This window comes from Pseudomonas sp. KSR10 (assembly GCF_022355455.1).
GTDB classification, from domain to species: Bacteria; Pseudomonadota; Gammaproteobacteria; order Pseudomonadales; family Pseudomonadaceae; genus Stutzerimonas; species Stutzerimonas stutzeri_E.
On record NZ_JAKOEN010000019.1, the window covers coordinates 1,369,350 to 1,385,843 of the forward strand.

17 protein-coding genes are annotated in these 16,494 nt (G+C 62.3%); 5 read left to right on the plus strand and 12 right to left on the minus strand.

Annotation, left to right across the window (positions count from 1 at the left end; translation table 11 throughout):
* The 5 genes from MCB86_RS15170 to MCB86_RS15190 form a co-directional block, all read right to left on the minus strand.
* Positions 1–879 (minus strand): triphosphoribosyl-dephospho-CoA synthase, encoded by an 879-nt coding sequence (locus MCB86_RS15170; protein ID WP_045164298.1) that lies wholly within the window; start codon positions 877–879, stop codon positions 1–3.
* Positions 879–2,546: a malonate decarboxylase subunit alpha gene (mdcA, locus tag MCB86_RS15175; protein ID WP_239611384.1), complete on the minus strand. Its 1,668-nt coding sequence runs from the start codon at positions 2,544–2,546 to the stop codon at positions 879–881. Before mdcA ends, MCB86_RS15170 begins: the two co-directional genes overlap by 1 nt.
* A gap of 116 nt (positions 2,547–2,662) precedes the next feature.
* Complete coding sequence (locus tag MCB86_RS15180) at positions 2,663–3,100, minus strand: YqaA family protein (protein WP_239611385.1); 438 nt, start codon at positions 3,098–3,100, stop codon at positions 2,663–2,665.
* Between the two features lie 81 nt (positions 3,101–3,181).
* Positions 3,182–3,424: a hypothetical protein gene (locus MCB86_RS15185; protein ID WP_239611386.1), complete on the minus strand. Its 243-nt coding sequence runs from the start codon at positions 3,422–3,424 to the stop codon at positions 3,182–3,184.
* A gap of 72 nt (positions 3,425–3,496) precedes the next feature.
* Positions 3,497–3,925, minus strand: coding sequence for a DNA methylase (locus MCB86_RS15190; RefSeq protein WP_239611387.1), 429 nt, complete (start codon positions 3,923–3,925; stop codon positions 3,497–3,499).
* Between the two features lie 369 nt (positions 3,926–4,294).
* On the opposite strand from MCB86_RS15190, the gene MCB86_RS15195 reads away from it, so the two are divergent.
* The 3 genes from MCB86_RS15195 to MCB86_RS15205 all read left to right on the plus strand — a co-directional run bounded on the left by MCB86_RS15195 (position 4,295) and on the right by MCB86_RS15205 (position 7,853).
* Positions 4,295–5,248 carry a TAXI family TRAP transporter solute-binding subunit gene (locus tag MCB86_RS15195; RefSeq protein WP_045164303.1) on the plus strand — a complete coding sequence of 318 codons (954 nt, stop codon included), beginning with the start codon at positions 4,295–4,297 and terminating at the stop codon, positions 5,246–5,248.
* 173 nt (positions 5,249–5,421) lie between these two features.
* Positions 5,422–7,455, plus strand: a complete 2,034-nt coding sequence (locus MCB86_RS15200) for a TRAP transporter permease (protein WP_045164304.1) — start codon at positions 5,422–5,424, stop codon at positions 7,453–7,455.
* Entirely contained in the window at positions 7,452–7,853 is a 402-nt protein-coding gene (locus MCB86_RS15205; RefSeq protein ID WP_045164305.1) for a DUF1850 domain-containing protein, read from the plus strand. The genes MCB86_RS15200 and MCB86_RS15205 overlap by 4 nt, the downstream gene beginning before the upstream one ends.
* Positions 7,854–8,019: 166 nt before the next feature.
* Here MCB86_RS15205 and MCB86_RS15210 read toward each other — a convergent pair whose 3' ends face one another.
* The 4 genes from MCB86_RS15210 to MCB86_RS15225 all read right to left on the minus strand — a co-directional run bounded on the left by MCB86_RS15210 (position 8,020) and on the right by MCB86_RS15225 (position 13,329).
* Positions 8,020–9,204: a PepSY domain-containing protein gene (locus MCB86_RS15210; RefSeq protein ID WP_239611388.1), complete on the minus strand. Its 1,185-nt coding sequence runs from the start codon at positions 9,202–9,204 to the stop codon at positions 8,020–8,022.
* 68 nt (positions 9,205–9,272) lie between these two features.
* Complete coding sequence (locus MCB86_RS15215; RefSeq protein WP_239611389.1) at positions 9,273–11,750, minus strand: TonB-dependent siderophore receptor; 2,478 nt, start codon at positions 11,748–11,750, stop codon at positions 9,273–9,275.
* Positions 11,751–11,854: 104 nt separating this feature from the next.
* The gene (locus tag MCB86_RS15220; RefSeq protein WP_239611390.1) at positions 11,855–12,814 is read right to left on the minus strand and encodes a FecR domain-containing protein; all 960 of its coding nucleotides are present in this window, start codon (positions 12,812–12,814) and stop codon (positions 11,855–11,857) included.
* Positions 12,811–13,329: a sigma-70 family RNA polymerase sigma factor gene (locus MCB86_RS15225; RefSeq protein ID WP_239611391.1), complete on the minus strand. Its 519-nt coding sequence runs from the start codon at positions 13,327–13,329 to the stop codon at positions 12,811–12,813. The genes MCB86_RS15220 and MCB86_RS15225 overlap by 4 nt, the downstream gene beginning before the upstream one ends.
* A 149-nt stretch (positions 13,330–13,478) precedes the next feature.
* On the opposite strand from MCB86_RS15225, the gene MCB86_RS15230 reads away from it, so the two are divergent.
* A complete protein-coding gene (locus tag MCB86_RS15230) occupies positions 13,479–14,003 on the plus strand; it encodes a DUF3617 domain-containing protein (protein WP_239611392.1) in 525 nt (174 codons plus the stop codon).
* A 43-nt stretch (positions 14,004–14,046) separates the two neighbouring features.
* Here the strand turns inward: MCB86_RS15230 and MCB86_RS15235 are convergent, their stop codons facing one another.
* Positions 14,047–14,403, minus strand: a complete 357-nt coding sequence (locus MCB86_RS15235; protein WP_045164311.1) for a hypothetical protein — start codon at positions 14,401–14,403, stop codon at positions 14,047–14,049.
* Positions 14,404–14,495: 92 nt separating this feature from the next.
* Between MCB86_RS15235 and MCB86_RS15240 the strand changes: the two genes are divergently transcribed.
* On the plus strand, positions 14,496–15,464 hold the full coding sequence (locus MCB86_RS15240; protein ID WP_045164312.1) for a CobW-like GTP-binding protein: 969 nt from the start codon (positions 14,496–14,498) through the stop codon (positions 15,462–15,464).
* A 7-nt stretch (positions 15,465–15,471) separates the two neighbouring features.
* On the opposite strand, the gene MCB86_RS15245 is transcribed toward MCB86_RS15240, so the two are convergent.
* Together MCB86_RS15245 and MCB86_RS15250 are read right to left on the minus strand one after the other, a co-directional pair.
* Entirely contained in the window at positions 15,472–15,846 is a 375-nt protein-coding gene (locus tag MCB86_RS15245; RefSeq protein ID WP_045164313.1) for a DUF3301 domain-containing protein, read from the minus strand.
* Positions 15,847–15,934: 88 nt separating this feature from the next.
* A complete protein-coding gene (locus tag MCB86_RS15250) occupies positions 15,935–16,342 on the minus strand; it encodes an SMI1/KNR4 family protein (RefSeq protein WP_045164314.1) in 408 nt (135 codons plus the stop codon).
* Between the last annotated feature and the right edge of the window lie 152 nt (positions 16,343–16,494).

Below are 16,494 nucleotides of genomic sequence, written 5' to 3' on the forward strand. Positions count from 1 at the left end.
TCAATTGCTCCCAGTCGGCGCCGGTGCGGCGGGCGCCAGGCGGTCGAGGAATAAGGTGGCGGCGAGTAGATCGGCAGCTCCGCCCGGCGAGGCGCGCAGCGACAACATCTCGCCTTCCAGTGCGCGCAGCTGGCGGCGCCCGGCGAGGCTGGCGCAACCGCCGGCAGCCAGTACGGCGAGGGCGCCTAGCTGCATGCGATTCAGCCCGGCGAGGCCAGCGCGGTGCAATACACAGGTGTCGCTCAGTTCGGTCATGATCGCCAGCAGCGCATCAAGCCGGGCATTCTGCTCACCCGCCCCGCCGCGACGGCTCACCAGCAACTGCGGCAGGCCCTGTTCGATGACGGCGGGAAAGCCGTGCTGCGCCTGTTCGCGTGCACCGAGCACGCCATAGGTACGGCAGACCCGTGCGCCATGGCTGTGCGGATTGTGCGGGGCGGCCGGGTCGCTCAAACGCGCCAGTGCCGCGGCGGTCGCCGCAACGCCTCGGGCATCAGGCGCGTCGATTTGCAGCGCCGCCGCCGCGCTGAGCAGCCCCAGCGCCCAGATAGCGCCGCGATGGGTATTCACACCGCCGGTGACGCGGAGCATGTCGGCTTCTCCGGCCCGGCCCAGTTGGCCGAGGGTTTCGCGCAAGGGCTGGCCGACTTCGCCAATTTCCTGCGCCGCTTCGGCCATCGCCTTGAAGGCCGGCCACAGCGCATCAGCCGAGGCGTGCATCAGGCCCAGGTGCAGGTCGTCATGCGCGCCGTTGCCGCGCCGATCGACCAGCCCCGGCTTGGGCGAGAGGTCGGCCTCGTCGATCAGCGCCTGCACCGCCAGGTCCGCCAGGCGCTCAGCCAGGGTTGGCTGCGCCTGTCTTGCAATGAGTGCGCTCATCACCAGCTCCTGAATTTCGCGGGCGGGTTGTAGAGGCCGCCGGACCAATCGACCAGTTCGGCGATGCTCTTGGCGGCCAGCAGCTCGCGAGTCGCATCGTTGCGGCGGATGCCAAGATCTTCCGGCAGCGCGATCAGGCCTTCGCGGCGCATGCGCTCGGTGTCTTTCGGGTTGTGCCGCAGGCCGATGCTGGTGACGCCGGCCACCGCGGCGATCATCGCCCGGCGTTCTTCCAGCGAACGCGCCTTGTACAGGTAGGCGATGCCTTCCTCGGTCAGCAGGTGGGTGACGTCGTCGCCGTAAATCATGATTGGGGCCAGCGGCATGCCGCTCTTCTTCGCCACCTCCACCGCATCGAGTTGCTCGACGAAGGTGGGTTTGCCGCCTTCCTGGAAGGTCTCGACCATCTGCACCACGAGCTTCTTGCCGCGCTCGAGCAGGGTCACCGGGGCTTCGCCACCGGGCATGGCCATGTCCAGCCAAGCCGGAGTTGGATGACGGCGACCGCGCGGGTCGTGGCCCATGTTCGGCGCACCGCCGAAACCGGCCAGGCGGCCGCGGGTGACGGTGGAGGAATGCCCATCACCATCGACCTGCAGGGTGGCGCCGATAAACAGGTCCACCGCGTATTGCCCGGCCAGTTGGCACATCATGCGATTGGAGCGCATGGAGCCGTCGCGGCCGGTGAAGAACACGTCCGGACGATGGGCGATGTAGTTCTCCATCCCCAGCTCGGTGCCGAAGCAATGCACGCTCTCGACCCAGCCAGTCTCGATGGCCGGGATCAGCGTCGGGTGCGGGTTCAGAGTCCAGTTGCGGCAGATTTTGCCTTTGAGGCCCAGCGACTCGCCGTAGGTCGGCAGAATCAGCTCGATGGCAGCGGTATTGAAGCCAATGCCATGGTTGAGCGACTGCACGTTGTGTTTCTCGTAGATGCCGCGGATGGCCATCATCGCCATCAGCACGTGCACCGGCTTGATATGGCGCGGGTCGCGGGTGAACAGCGGCTCGATGTAGAACGGCTTGTCGGCGACCACCACGAAGTCGACCCAGCTGGCCGGGATGTCCACGCGTGGCAGCTCGTCGACAATTTCATTGACCTGGAAAATGACGATGCCATCGGAGAAGGCGGTTGGCTCGACCAGCGCTGGGGTGTCCTCAGTGCTAGGGCCGGTATAGATATTGCCGTGACGGTCGGCCTGGAAGCCGGCGACCAGCGCGACATTGGGAATCAGGTCCACCAACAGGCGCGAATAGAGCTCGATGTAGGTATGGATGGCACCGACTTCCAGCAGGCCGTCTTCGAGTAGCTGGCTGATGCGCAGGCTCTGCGGGCCAGCAAAGGAGAAGTCGAGCTTACGGGCGATCTGCCGTTCGAACAGGTCCAGATGCTCCGCGCGGCTGACGCTCGGCATGATCATGTGCAGGTCATGCAGCTTGCCGGGATCGACCTTGGCCAGGGAGCGGGAGAGGAAGTCCGCCTGCTTCTGGTTGTTGCCCTCGAGCACCACCCGGTCGCCGGGGGCGATCAAGAGTTCCAGGGCCTCGACGATCCGCTCGCTGGGCAGCACCACGCCATCGGCGAGGCGCCGCACCTGATCGAGACGACGGGCTTTTTCAGCGCGGCGACGCGACCACTGCGGCGGTGGGGAGATTGTTGTTGTCATGGCGACTCCACAGGTTTTCCGCTTGTGGAGCGCACAGTAGGGAGACGACCGAAGGGTCATCAATCAAGCGCAGAGGTGTTTCGTTACGCTGAGGTTAACGAAGGCTCTGGATGGGCTCATAGCCAGCCGAGCGTGATGGCTGCAAGCAGCACATAGCGGCCACCCTTGGCCAGGGTCACCAACAGCAGGAAGCTCCACAGCGGCTCGCGCAGGGTGCCGGCAACCACGGTCAGCGGGTCGCCGATGATCGGCACCCAGCTCAGCAGCAACGACCAACGACCGTAGCGGTGATATCGGCGCTGTGCGCGTTCGAGCTGTTGGTCGCTGACCGGAAACCAGCGTTTATGACGCAGCCGCTCAACCGAGCGGCCCAGCAGCCAGTTGACCAGCGAGCCCAGCACGTTGCCCAAGGTGGCAACCAGCAGCAGGCCCGTGGCCGAGTAGCCGCCGTGCAGCAACAGCCCGACCAGCACGGCTTCGGATTGCGCGGGCAGCAGCGTGGCCGCGGCAAAGGCAGCACCGAACAGGCCGAAGTAGGCGGGCAGGTCGAGCATGGGTTCTGCTGGCTTAAGGAATGATCGTGCTGAGCACTGGCTAGCGCAGCCGCTGCTCAACGCTGATGAAACGGCTCGTCGTCACCGCCCCGGCTGTGGGCGAAAGCCCGGCACCGCACTGGGACGCTCGACTCGCCCCGCCGGTTGCGTACAGTTGAGATCACGAAACGGCTGTCCGTTGAGCAGCTCCCAGCCATGCCCGGGCGGCGTCTGCCGGCATATCACGGTACCGTCGGCCTTGCTTTGCCACTGGTAATAAGGCGCGGGGCCAGCGGTGGCCAGCAGAGGCAGAAACAGGCTGAACGCGAGAAGGAAGGCGCGCATGATCGGGATTCGATGGGGAGCTGGCGCCACTTTAACCGGATCCTGGGCCGGCGCAAGCGTCACCCGGCGCGCTCAGTCCCAGACCTTGCGTGCTTCACGCATGAAGATTTCAACGGTTTTCGGCCCGACGCCCTCGAACTCCGCCAGCCGCTTCTCCAGGTCCTTGCGATCCTTGCTTTGCTGGTGAAGGTTACCGAGCTTGCCGCCGTATTCCTTGTTGAGCTTGTCGCACAGCTTGAGCAGACGCTCGGCGGTCGACTCGTCGTAGCGCACGTAATGCCCCTCGCCGAGCATGTTCACCAGCGTCTGCCAGCTGCAATTGCAGAGTTTGCGGGGCGTGTCGCGCCCATGCTTTTCGACGATCACCCGATAGGCCTCGGCGGCGATGTCCTGCTGGATGCGCTTGCCGAACAGAAAGCTGGCAATGAACCATTTGAACAGCTCGCCTTCACCCTTCTCGATGTCGATACCGAGTTCCTTCGCACTGATTTCGCTGGCCATGCTGCACCTCGTCTGAAAGGGCGTCCCAATGCGACGCCTCGATACATGCCGGGGTTCCCATAGAGCCGGGTTGATAGGCGAAAATCCGCCGATCCCCATGCACCCATAGGCAGCTTTTCGCCCATAGACACAGCGGAAATAGATCGACGCCGCGGGCCAGAGCCTTCGCCAGTGATGGCACAGCTCGTGCTATGTCTGTAGTGCCCGATGCGATCAACCACAAGAAAAGCCGCACAGCGCACTCCCGCTTTCCAGCGAAAGCCATTCGTGTGTATCCGTCTTTTCTTGCCCGCTCGCAGCGCTATGGCTGCGGCTGATCGTCTATCGTCAGTTCTGCGAAAACCAATAACAACGAAACGGAGAAACACAATGAGATTGACCAAACAACTCACCCTGCTGGCTGCCGCAGCGGCCTTTACCGCCAGCACCGCCGCGGTTGCCGCGCCGACCTTTATCAATATTCTGACTGGCGGCACCAGCGGTGTTTACTACCCGATCGGCGTAGCCATCTCCCAGCTGTACAGCAAAGGCATCGAAGGCTCGAAAACGTCCGTACAGGCCACCAAGGCTTCGGTGGAAAACCTCAACCTGTTGCAAGCCGGCCGCGGTGAGCTGGGCCTCGCGCTTGGTGACTCGGTGGCAGACGGCTGGAATGGTGTCGAAGACGCCGGCTTCAAGGCCCCGCTGAAAAAGCTGCGCGCCATCGGCGGCAGCTACCCGAACTACATCCAGATCGTTGCCAGCAAAGAGTCCGGCATCAAGACCCTGGCCGATCTCAAGGGTAAATCGCTGTCCGTCGGCGCACCGAAGTCCGGTACCGAGCTCAATGCTCGCGCCATCCTCAAGGCGGCAGGCCTGAGCTACGAGGACATCGGCAAGGTCGAATACCTGCCGTTCGCAGAGTCCGTGGAGCTGATCAAGAACCGTCAGCTCGATGCCACCCTGCAGTCCGCTGGTCTGGGCATGGCTGCGATCCGTGACCTGTCATCCACCATGCCGCTGAACTACGTCGAAATTCCGCAAGACGTCGTCACCAAGATCAACAACCCGGCGTACCAGGCGGCCAACATCCCGGCGGGCACCTATGACGGCCAGGATGCTGACGTACCTACAGTGGCCATCACCAACATTCTGGTGACCCATGAAGGCGTATCCGATGACGTGGCGTACCAAATGACCAAACTGCTGTTCGAGAACCTCGACCAGCTGACCAAGGCCCATTCGGCTGCCAAGGACATCAAGCTCGAAAACGCCACCAAGGCCCTGCCGATCCCGCTGCATCCGGGCGCCGAGCGCTACTACAAGGAAGCCGGCGTACTCTGAGTACGCCGAGGAGCGGCAAACGCCGCTCCGACTCCGGCTGGCGAGTGCATCCCCGCACTCGCTGCCGGCATCCCAAACGATCTTTGCAGAGGTGCTAGTAAAACCAGCGTGTGTTCACGGCAGGTTTTGTTAGCGGCTCTACGCGACCACGCTTTATCAGCTCGAGGCATTTCATGAGCGAATTACAACAAGAGCAAGGCCTGGGCGGCAGCCCTGCCGAGTGGCCCAAGGCGCTGTTCTATGTCGCCCTGCTGTTTTCCATCTACCAGATCACCATGGCGGCGTTTCATCCGGTGTCGAGTCAGGTACTGCGGGCGGGGCACGTCGGTTTCTTGCTGATGATTGTCTTCCTGAGCTTCCCTGCCCATGGCAAAGGTCGCCCCTGGCAACCCCTGGCCTGGGTGCTCGCGCTGGCCGGCATGGGTACGGCGTTTTATCAGTGGTATTTCGAAGGCGACCTGATTCAGCGTTCCGGTGATCTGACGACCTTCGACTTCGCTGTCGGGGTGGTGCTCATCGTCATGGTCTTCGAGGCCGCGCGCCGTGTGATGGGAATCGCACTGCCTATCATCTGCGCGACGTTCCTCGCCTATGGTCTGCTGGGTGAATACCTGCCCGGCGACCTTGCACACCGCGGTTATGGTTTCGACCAACTGGTCAATCAGCTGGCATTTGGCACCGAGGGCCTATACGGAACACCGACCTACGTGTCGGCCACCTATATCTTCCTGTTCATCCTGTTCGGTGCCTTCCTAGAGCAGGCTGGCATGATCAAGCTGTTCACCGATTTCGCCATGGGCCTGTTCGGCCACAAGCTCGGCGGCCCGGCGAAGGTGTCGGTGGTGTCGTCAGCCTTGATGGGCACCATCACCGGCTCAGGCGTGGCCAACGTGGTCACCACCGGCCAGTTCACCATCCCGCTGATGAAGCGCTTTGGTTACCGCGCCGCGTTTGCCGGCGGTGTCGAGGCGACGGCGAGCATGGGCAGCCAGATGATGCCGCCCGTGATGGGCGCCGTAGCCTTCATCATGGCCGAGACGATCAACGTGCCCTTCGTCGAAGTGGCCAAGGCCGCCCTGATTCCGGCGCTGCTGTATTTCGGCTCGACGTTCTGGATGGTGCATCTGGAAGCCAAACGCGCCGACCTCAAGGGTCTCCCGAAAGATCAGTGCCCCAGCGCCATGGCGGCTGTGAAAGAACGTTGGTACCTGCTGATTCCGCTGCTGGTGCTGGTCTGGCTGCTGTTCTCCGGCCGCACGCCCATGTTCGCCGGGATTATCGGCCTGTCGCTGACCGCCATCGTGATCCTCGGCTCGGCGATCATTCTGAAGGTTTCCTCGTTCGGCTTGCGAATCGCCTTCTGGATCGCCCTGGGGCTGCTCTGCGCAGGATTCTTCCAGATGGGCATCGGAGTGATCTTCGGGGTCATCGCGGCACTGGTGGCGACCTGCTGGTTCATCAAGGGTGGCCGCGACACGCTGCGGGTATGTCTGCATGCGCTGGTCGAAGGCGCCCGTCATGCGGTCCCGGTCGGTATCGCCTGTGCCCTGGTGGGCGTGATCATCGGCGTGGTTTCACTGACCGGTGTGGCCTCGACCTTCGCCGGTTACATCCTCGCGGTTGGCCAGGACAACCTGTTCCTCTCCCTGCTCCTGACAATGCTGACCTGTCTGGTTCTGGGGATGGGCATCCCGACGATCCCCAACTACATCATCACCAGCTCGATCGCCGCGCCAGCGCTGCTGGATCTCGGGGTACCGCTGATCGTCTCGCATATGTTCGTGTTTTACTTCGGCATCCTTGCCGATCTCACCCCGCCCGTGGCGCTGGCGTGCTTTGCCGCTGCGCCGATTGCCAAGGAGACCGGGCTGAAAATCAGCATGTGGGCCGTACGGATCGCCATCGCGGGATTCGTGGTGCCATTCATGGCGGTCTACAACCCGGCGCTGATGCTGCAGGGCGACAGCCTCTGGATGACTGCGTACATGCTGTTCAAGGCCGCATTCGCCATCGGTCTCTGGGGTATCGCCTCGATCGGCTATCTGCAGCGTCCGCTGGCCTGGTGGGAACGCGTGCTTGGATTTGCCGCAGGTGCGACGCTGATCATGGCCATGCCGATCACCGATGAAATTGGCTTCGCCATCGGCGCGCTGCTGCTGGCACAGCACATCGTCCGGGCCCGCCGCGCCGGACCGGCGCTGGCGTGATCGGACTCTGCCTGGGCTTGGCCGGGGTGGTGTGGGCACAGGTGCCCACAGCCGACTTCACCCTGGCCTGGACCCATACGATCGAGAAGATCCGCTGGGAAGAAGATTACCGCGTGACACCGGACGGGCTGCTGCTCGGCGAAGCGCGGGTCAAGGGTTCAGGTGCCGGGATGGAGATTCCGGACAACGCCGAACTGCGTGACGGGGCCTGGCACTACCAGCGCCAGATGCCACCGTTACAACCGCTGCGTGTGGGGCGAACCCCCGAAGCAGGGGACTACCAACTGTGTTTCGACCAGCGTTGCCACGCGGTGAGCGAATGGCTCGGCCCGCCAAAAGCGGACCAGCCCGCGCTGGAACTCTGGAGTTGCGCCGCGCAAGCGGACGGCTCCACCTAATTCTGTGTCAGGCTTCGCCTCGTTCGGGGCGCGTACAACGCCCTGGCGGATCGGTGAAGCGTGATCCGCCCTACGTTAGCTGGAGGCCTGCCGCGCTCGGGATCACTTCACGGTAGATCGGTGAAGCGAGATCCACCCTACGTTGACTCAGCGCCGAAGGCGTTCATCAGATCGCGTGCAATGCCTCGTTGCGCTTGCTGGCCGCTACGTACCTGGCGCGCCGTTTGCGCCGCCAGATCACCACGCCGGTCACTGAGAGCACGGCGATCGCTATGCCCAATGCCGCGATCAAAATGCGTCCGGGCAAGCCGAGAATCCGTCCGCCATGGATCGCCGGCTGCAGCATGTGGAACTGCTCGCCCAGCGTGCCCTGCCCCGGTATTTCCTGCCCCAGCAACTGCGTGCCATCACTGCCATGAAAGAACAGCCAGGCGTTGCCCTGATCGCTGTCGTGATCACCGAAACCGGCCCCGTAGAAGTTGTACTCGAAGCTGTAATACAGCTCGCCGATGGGCTCGCTCAGGCCCAGCTCGGCGGCATGCTGCATGGCGAAGTCATAGGCCCGATGAAAGTCGTACTGAGTCACGCCCAGCTCTTCCTTTGGCAACTTGCCGCGCGCCGCGTAGACGCTCGGCTCCACCTTCGATACCAGCGACACCACCGGTTTGAAGACCTGTTCGGGCAGGTTCATCGCAATGCTGCTGACCGCCACCGGCGTGAGCAACAACCACAACCAAAGGCCGCCGGCGCGATGCACATCATGGTTGAGGCGCTGCCGCTTGATTTTCCAGGCCGTCCACCACTTGCCGAAGAACGGCCGCCCGCGAGGGAAGGTCAGCAGCAGTGAGACGAAGCAGTCGAGGGTCCAGAAGATGGCAACGAGCCCCATCAACCAAAGTCCCCAGTTGCCCGGCAGCGACAGGTTGTAGTGAAACTCCAGCAGGAACGGCACGAAATTCTGCCGCGAGAAACAGCACTCGCCCCAATAGCGCGTGCCGACCTGCTCACCGGTCACCGCGTCGAGATAATGCACCACCGGCTGCTCTTCGAATGGCTTGCCGGTCGCCGGGTCGTTGCGCGGCACCAACGCCATCAGCGCGGCCTGCCCCGGTTCATCCGGGAATTCCATGTACCAGACCTGCATCCGCGGGTTCGCCCGTTCGACACGATCGACCAGCGTGCCCGGGGCCAGCACCGGACCACGGCTCTCAGTGTGATAGAACTCCGGATTCAGCCACTCGTCCAGCTCATGGTGAAAGGCTAGAACGCTGCCGGTGATGCCGGCGAGAAAAAGGAACAGCGCCGTGGCCAGGCCGATGTAGCGGTGCAGAAGAACGAGTATGGAGCGCATCGTCGGTTCCCTTCTTGCAGATAGCAAAAAGCCGCCGGCCTTTTGAGCCAGCGGCGCGAATGCCCGTTTCAGAAGTCGTAGGTCAGAGTGGCCATCACGTTGCGCTCTTCACCGTAGTAACACTGGTTAAGGCTGTTGCAAGCCGCAACGTACTTTTCATCGGTAAGGTTGTTCAAATTCAGGCGTACACCCACGCCATCCACCCCGACGCGGGACATGTCGTAGCTGAGCATGGCGTCATAGAGCGTGTAAGAAGGAATACGCAACGTGTTCTCCGCATCCGCCCAGCTTTTGCCGAAGTAACGCACGCCACCGCCGATTTGCAGGCCGGCGATCAGCCCCTTATCGAAGGTATAGTCCGTCCACAGCGACGCCATGTTGCGCGCCACCGCGTTGGGCGTGTTGCCACGGTTATTAATGCCGGCCGTACCGATGTAATCCTTGCTGTACTCGACATCCATGTAGGTGTAGCTGGCCAGCACGTTGACGTTTTCCAGCGGGTTCAAACGCGCTTCCAGCTCCACGCCACGAGAGGTGATTTCGCCAACGGAGCGGAAAAAGTTCTCGTTGGAATCCTTGCTCGACAGATTGGATTGCTTCAGGTCGAACAGCGAAATCGTATAAAGGTCATCGGTGCCGAGAGGTTGGTATTTCAGCCCGAGCTCTACCTGTTCGCCTTCGGTGGGGTCGAGCAAGGTGATGTCGTAGGCGCTGCCATCGTAGTTATAGGCGCCGGTGGCGTTGGGATTGAACGACTCGGAATAACTGATGTAGGGGGACAATCCGTTGTCGAAGGCATAGAGCACCCCGACGCGTCCGGTGAACTGTTCGAGCTTGGACTGATCGGACTGATCGCCGTAGATCGATTCGGTCTGATCGAAAGAGACGTCGACCCAATCCTGCCGCGCCCCTAGCGAGAATCGCCAATTACCCAGGCTGATTAGATCCTGCACATAGAGCCCGGTCTGCTCCAGCTCACGCAATTCATCGTACTGGTGATAGAAGGTTGGGCTACCGGCGCTGACGCTGCCGGTGTAGGGGTTGATTTTGCTCAGCCCATTACCGGCGTCGTAGTCGACCTTGGCCTTGCGACGCTGATAGTCCAGGCCCGTTACCAGCGTATGACTGAGCGCGCCGGTATCGAAGAGAAACTGCAATTGGTTATCGATGGTCCAAGCATGCAGGACTTCGTCGGCACCGGTGTAGTAGCGCACCAATTCATCTGCAGTGGCATAGCCGTACTGGTAGACCTGCCCGGATTCCACCGTCGAATCGAGATATTGGAAATTCTGACGGGCCGACACCACGTCGTTGAAGCGATGCTCCAACTGATAGCCGATCATCTGCTGGTCGCGCTCAAACTTTTCGTAGTCTTCGTCGCCTTCGAAGAAGCTGCGCGAGATGCGTTGCCCATCGTGCGAGGTGATGGTTCCGTCTGCCGGCAATCCGCCATGGTAGCCGCTCTCGGGATCACGCTGGAGCATGGCCAGCAAGGTCAGGCGTGTGTCCTCAGTGAAGTCGATGCTCAGCGATGGCATCACTGCGTAGCGCTTTTCCTCGACTCCATCGACCTGGTTGTCGGCGTCCTTGACGACCCCGACGAGCCGATAAGCGATCCGCTCATCATCCAGCGGACCGGTAAGGTCGAAAGCGGCCTGCTTGTTGTCTTCGCTGCCATAGGACAGTTGAATCTGACGGCTGCCTTCGTATTGCGGCTTCTTGCTGGTCATCGCCACCAGCCCGCCGGGAAGACTGCGCCCGTAGAGCACCGATGAAGGTCCCTTGAGAATGTCGATGCGCTCGATGAAATATGGATCGACTTGCAGGCTGCTGTAGGTGCCGCTATCACCCAGCAGCTTCTGGCCGTCGAGGTAGAGGTTATCCACCGAGCCATCGGTGATACCCCGCATGGCGACATAATCGTAGCGGGTAGTGGCGCCATAAGGCGTACTCATCAATCCCGGCGTGTAGCGAACCGCCTGAGCGATCGATCGAGAGCCCTGATCTTCGATCTGCTGGCGAGTAACCACCGAAACGGTCTGAGAGGTTTCGGCCAGCGGCATGCTCGTCTTCGTCGCCACGCTGCTGTGCGTGGCGTTGTAGCCTTCCATCTCGCCCAAGGCGTTACCCAGCGCAAAGCCCTCGACCACCATGGGCTTCAGTTCGACGGTGCCGGTCTGCTCAGGACGCGGCGCCAGCGAATAGGTGCCGCGCCCATCGCGCACCGCCTGCAACCCGCTGCCCTGGAGCAGCGCCGCGAAGCCGTCCTCGATACCGTATTGGCCTTGCAGGCCGCTCGATTGCCGCCCTTCGATCAGTCGGGCATCGACCGACAGCATGACCCCGGCTTCGCCGGCAAAGCGACTAAGGGCGCTGGACAGCGAGCCCCTGGGAATGTCGTAACCGCGCACCGACTGCTGGCTGGTGGACTGCGCCAAGGCCATCGGCGAAGTGGCGAGCGCCGCCAGAGGCAGGCAGAGCATGGCGGCACGAACGGCTTGGGCAAGCGTACTGGAGCGGCGGAACGGAAGAGCGATGGAGCGCATGAGTCATCCTTTTTGCGAAAGGCAAAATCGTGATAGTTGCCGTTAAGCCCCGTGACATCGCAAAAAGGGAACTGCAGATACGAATTTTTTGCATTCGTGTTTAATCAGGCACTGGAACGCTGTTCCGCAGGTTCGAGGCTCACCCACCAAGGCAGCCGGCGATTGATGCGAAGCGCCAGGGTGTCCGCCAACACGTCCAGCACTCGATCGGTGTCCGCCAGGGGATAGGCGCCCACCACGCGCAAGCCCGCTACACGCGGATCGCAACCGAGATAGCCCTGGCGATAACGCGCCAGCTCGGCGATGAACGCGTCGAGGCGCAGGTTATCGGCCACCAGAACACCATTGGTCCAGGACTGCCGGCCCGCCTGCACGGAACGTTCGGGTTCGATGTGACGGCTGTCGAAAGCGACCTGCTGGCCGCTCATGACGGTACGCGCCCCCACCTGCCCGCTGGGCATGACTTCGACCGTGCCGTCGAACACACTGAGCTGGGAGCTGCCGTCACGTTGCAATACCGAAAACCGGGTGACGCCATGCGCCCGTAACCTGCCTTCGGCCGTTTGCAGCACCAGCGGACGAGGCTCGGCGGCCGCCTGCATCAGCAATTCGCCGCGGTACAACGAGAGCTGACGGGTGCGCTCTTCGAAGACGACATCCACCGCGCTGTCGGTATTCAGCCACAGCCGCGAGCCATCATCCAGGCGCCAGTTGCGCACCTCTCCAACAGCCGTGCGCTGGTCCGCCGCCCAGCTTCGCCAAGGCACCGCGCCCGTGGCCAGGGCCAGCGCGCCGCCTCCGCAAAGAATCGACAGGGTTTTCAGCGCCTGTCGCCGAGTTGGCTGTCCCGAGCGCAATAAAGCCGTCGCCGCGGGGCTGAACGGATCGCCGGCCAAGGGCTCCAGACGTCCGCTGATCCGCTCCACCCGCTGCCAGGCCCGGGCATGTTCCGGCGTCGAGAGCCAGGCGCGCCAGGCCTCGCGATCGGCCTCGCTGACCGAATCGGACTGCAGCACCGCGAACCACTGCGCCGCCGCTTGCAGCACCTGATAGTCGAGGCTCATGGCGCCTCCTCGGCCAGCATCAGGCAATGCAGCATGGCCTGCGCCATATACTTCTTGACCATTCGCTCGGACACATCGAGCTCGACGGCGATGGCCGCATAGGTCAACCCGTGCAACTGCGACAGCAGGAATGCGCGACGCACCTTGTAAGGTAGACGCGTCAGCATCGTATCGACCTGCATCAGCGTTTCGACGATCAGCGCCTGGGATTCGGGCGACGGCATGACCGCCTCCGGCTGCAAGGCGAGCGCGTCCAGATAGGCCTGCTCGATCTGCTTGCGTCGCCAGTGATTGATCAGCAACCCCTTGGCGATGGTGTGCAGGTAGGCGCGAGGTTCGCGAATGGGTTCCAGACCATGGTCTTTGCTCAATACGCGAACAAAGGTGTCCTGCGCCAGATCGGCGGCCTTCTGGCTGCAGCCGAGCTGACGCCGCAACCAGCCGTTCAGCCAGCCTTGATGGTCGACATACAGCCGATGCACCAGCTCATGTCTGACCATACCCTCGGTCGCCATGGTCGTACCCTTCGCCTTGAGAAGCGTTAATGCTAACGCTTCTCATAAACACAAAGCTATGCCCCTCGCGCGTCGACACGCATGACTCAACACCACTCGGGTTTTTCTGACTCGGCTAGGCTTTACGGACATCACTTTGGAGTCTCGAGATGAAACCCATCATTCACCTCTGCGCTGCTGCGTTACTGCTTGGCTCACTCCCTGCTCAGGCGCTGGAAATGCTTCCTGGGCTTTGGGAGTTTTCCAGTGACAACATCGAAGTGGACGGCACACAGATGCCAGGCATGGCGGAAATGCTCGAGCAGATGAAAGGCTTGCCGCCTGAGCAAAAGAAAATGATGGAAGACATGCTTGCGGCGCAAGGCGTCGAGCTGGGTTCTGGCGGGGTGCGCATGTGCCTGAGCGAAGCGCAGGTGAAATCCCGTGAACTGCCATTTCAGGATGAGCCCGGCTGCAGCCAGAAACTCGTCGAACAGACCGATAATCTGTGGAAATTCAGCTTCGAATGCCCTGACGCCAAGGGGCACGGCGAGACCCAGCTGATCAGCGAGCGAGAGGTGGTCAGCACGATCGAAAGCGATTATCGGGTCGGCACGCAGCAGGGCAGCAGCCGCATGCAATCACGCGGGAAGTGGCTGGGCACCGATTGCGGCACGCTCAAGCCGAGAAAATAGCGAAGGTTTCACGTGGAACCCATGGGCATCAGCCTGCCCCACGCTATTCTTCAGCCCATTCACCGCCGCTGGTCTGCTCGCAGGCTGGCTGGAGAAAGCGTGCGTCGCTGGCGACGCCGTAATAATGAATATCTTGCCGATAGGGCATATTGGAGACCTGGGCATTACGGCAGATACCAAAGGCGCCGGTGGGGCATTGCTCGACGAAAGCGACTTCCACCTCTTGGTCCTTGAGTTGCGGTTGGCAGAAGCCGGAGCGAAACAGTTCCGCCGGGATCGTGCGATTCTGCTGACAGAGCTTCACCTCGATCCGCTCATCCTGGCTGTGGATCACGCAACCCTCGGCCCACGCCTGTCCAGCGATGGTCAGCGACAGCAACAGAAAACACATTGAACGCATCGAACGGTACCCTTGATCTACCCGCCGCGACTCTAGCACGCAGATCCTGAAATCGCTTCCACCCCAGCCACCGAGTGCGCACCATAGCCCACATGCTGACCCACATACCTACCCATGTAATCTGCGGACCGCTCGGCGCCGGCAAGACCAGTCTGATCCGCTCGCTGCTGGCGCAGAAGCCCGCCAGCGAACGCTGGGCCGTGCTGATCAACGAGTTCGGCCAGATAGGAATCGACGCCGCGCTGCTGACCACCGATGACACCGGTATCAGCCTGGCCGAAATCGCCGGTGGCTGCCTGTGTTGCATCAATGGCGTGCCGTTCCAGGTCGGCCTGAGCCGCTTGCTGCGCAAGGCCAAACCGGATCGGCTGCTGATCGAGCCCTCAGGACTGGGGCATCCGTCCGAGCTGCTGAAGCAACTCAGTGCGCCACCCTGGCACGAAGTTCTGGCGTTACAGCCGTGCGTTACCGTGCTCGACGCCGCAGCTCTGGCACGTGGTGAGCCGTTGCCGCCGAGCCAGCAAGAAGCGCTACAGAGCAGCGGCTTGTTGCTGCTGAACAAGTGCGAACAGCTGACTCAGACCGATCGCCAGCACCTCGCTACGCGGCTGCCCGCGCTACCCCTGCGCTGGATACGTGAGGGCGCTCTGCCGATCACCGAACTGCCCGGCATCGACAGACAAGCCGGCATGGCCCATGACGAGCTTGAAATGCCTTTGCCCGCTACCGCCGGCGTAACCGGTGGCGTCTGGCTGGATCCGCAACAGCCCTTCTCCCAGAGCCAGGGCGGCGCGGATGGCTGGAGCATCGGCTGGCGCTGGCATCCGAGCCAGCATTTCGATCTGCAAGACATAGCCCAATGGCTCGGTAGTCTCAACTGGCGCAGAGCGAAGCTGGTCGTGCACGGGCCCGATGGCTGGCGCTCGGCTAACGCACTGGCCGGCGAGCCGCTGCGGTTCGAGCCCAGCGAATGGCGGAAGGATTCGAGGCTCGAACTGATTTTCGACGAGCCCCAAGACCAAGAGCGTCTGATGGCAGCAATGGCGGCCTGTCGACTCTAACGCAGGCTCACTCGCCGCGACGGCGCCACTCGTCCAACTGGATCACTCGTCCCGAATCAGGTGGCGCATGAAAGGGGTGCGCCTCCATCTCGATCGATCCTGGACGGGCACCGAACATGACGATGCTGCCCTGATGGCGTTGCTCTCCGGTGACGGTGAATTCGAAACCGTAGACCCGTGCGAAACGGCGTTGTCCCCGTGCGTCACGAATCACTCCCAGACGGCGAAACGCCACATTGCCGTCCAGCAGCTCGACATCCATCGTCTTGCAGTGGCGCCGCACCGCTGCCAGCGCGCGCTCACGGATGCCATGCGCATGCCAAAGCCAGGCGACACCGGTTAGCAGCAAGAGAAAGATGAACAGATTGCCGAGCGTCACCATGGACGTTGCGCTCCATGGGAGATCGCCGCGAACGGCACGTGCCGGCCCGATATGGGCGATATGCGCCCGCAGACGTGGGCCTGGCCGCTCAACTTTCCAGCCAGACGTCGCGTGCCCAGTGCCACACCGACTCCCAGCTCTCGTCGGTCAACTCGTGCTCGTCGCCGTCGAACAGCATGACCTCGCCTTCGAGATCGACCACGTAATAATCCGGCCCGTCCTGGCAGATCGGCAGCAGGTCGCGCGCCACGCCAGCGTCCCAGGCGTTGGCGGCCACTTCCGGCAAATAGGTGTGCGACTGTGGGTCGGCCGCGGTCACCGGCTCCAGCCGGCCATAGACCACGTCGCTGACCGTCAGCAGGAATTCACGCAAACCGAACGGCAGGTTGATCAACAGCTCTTCCTCGACCTCGACCAGCCGGTCGTCGTCCGGGAGCTCCAACGGAACCGGTACCGGTTCGTTGAGCTCACGCAGTTGCTCGATCACCTCTTCCATGACAATCCCCCCTCTGCAGTCGCCTGGAATGCGCCGTTTATACAAGCCCTCGCATTGGCTAGCCAGTACCAGTCGCGCTAAAGTGGCCTCCGCTCGAAAATCCGGTGTGCCCATGCAAGCGTTACGAAGCAGGCACCGACCTGAATAGCCGC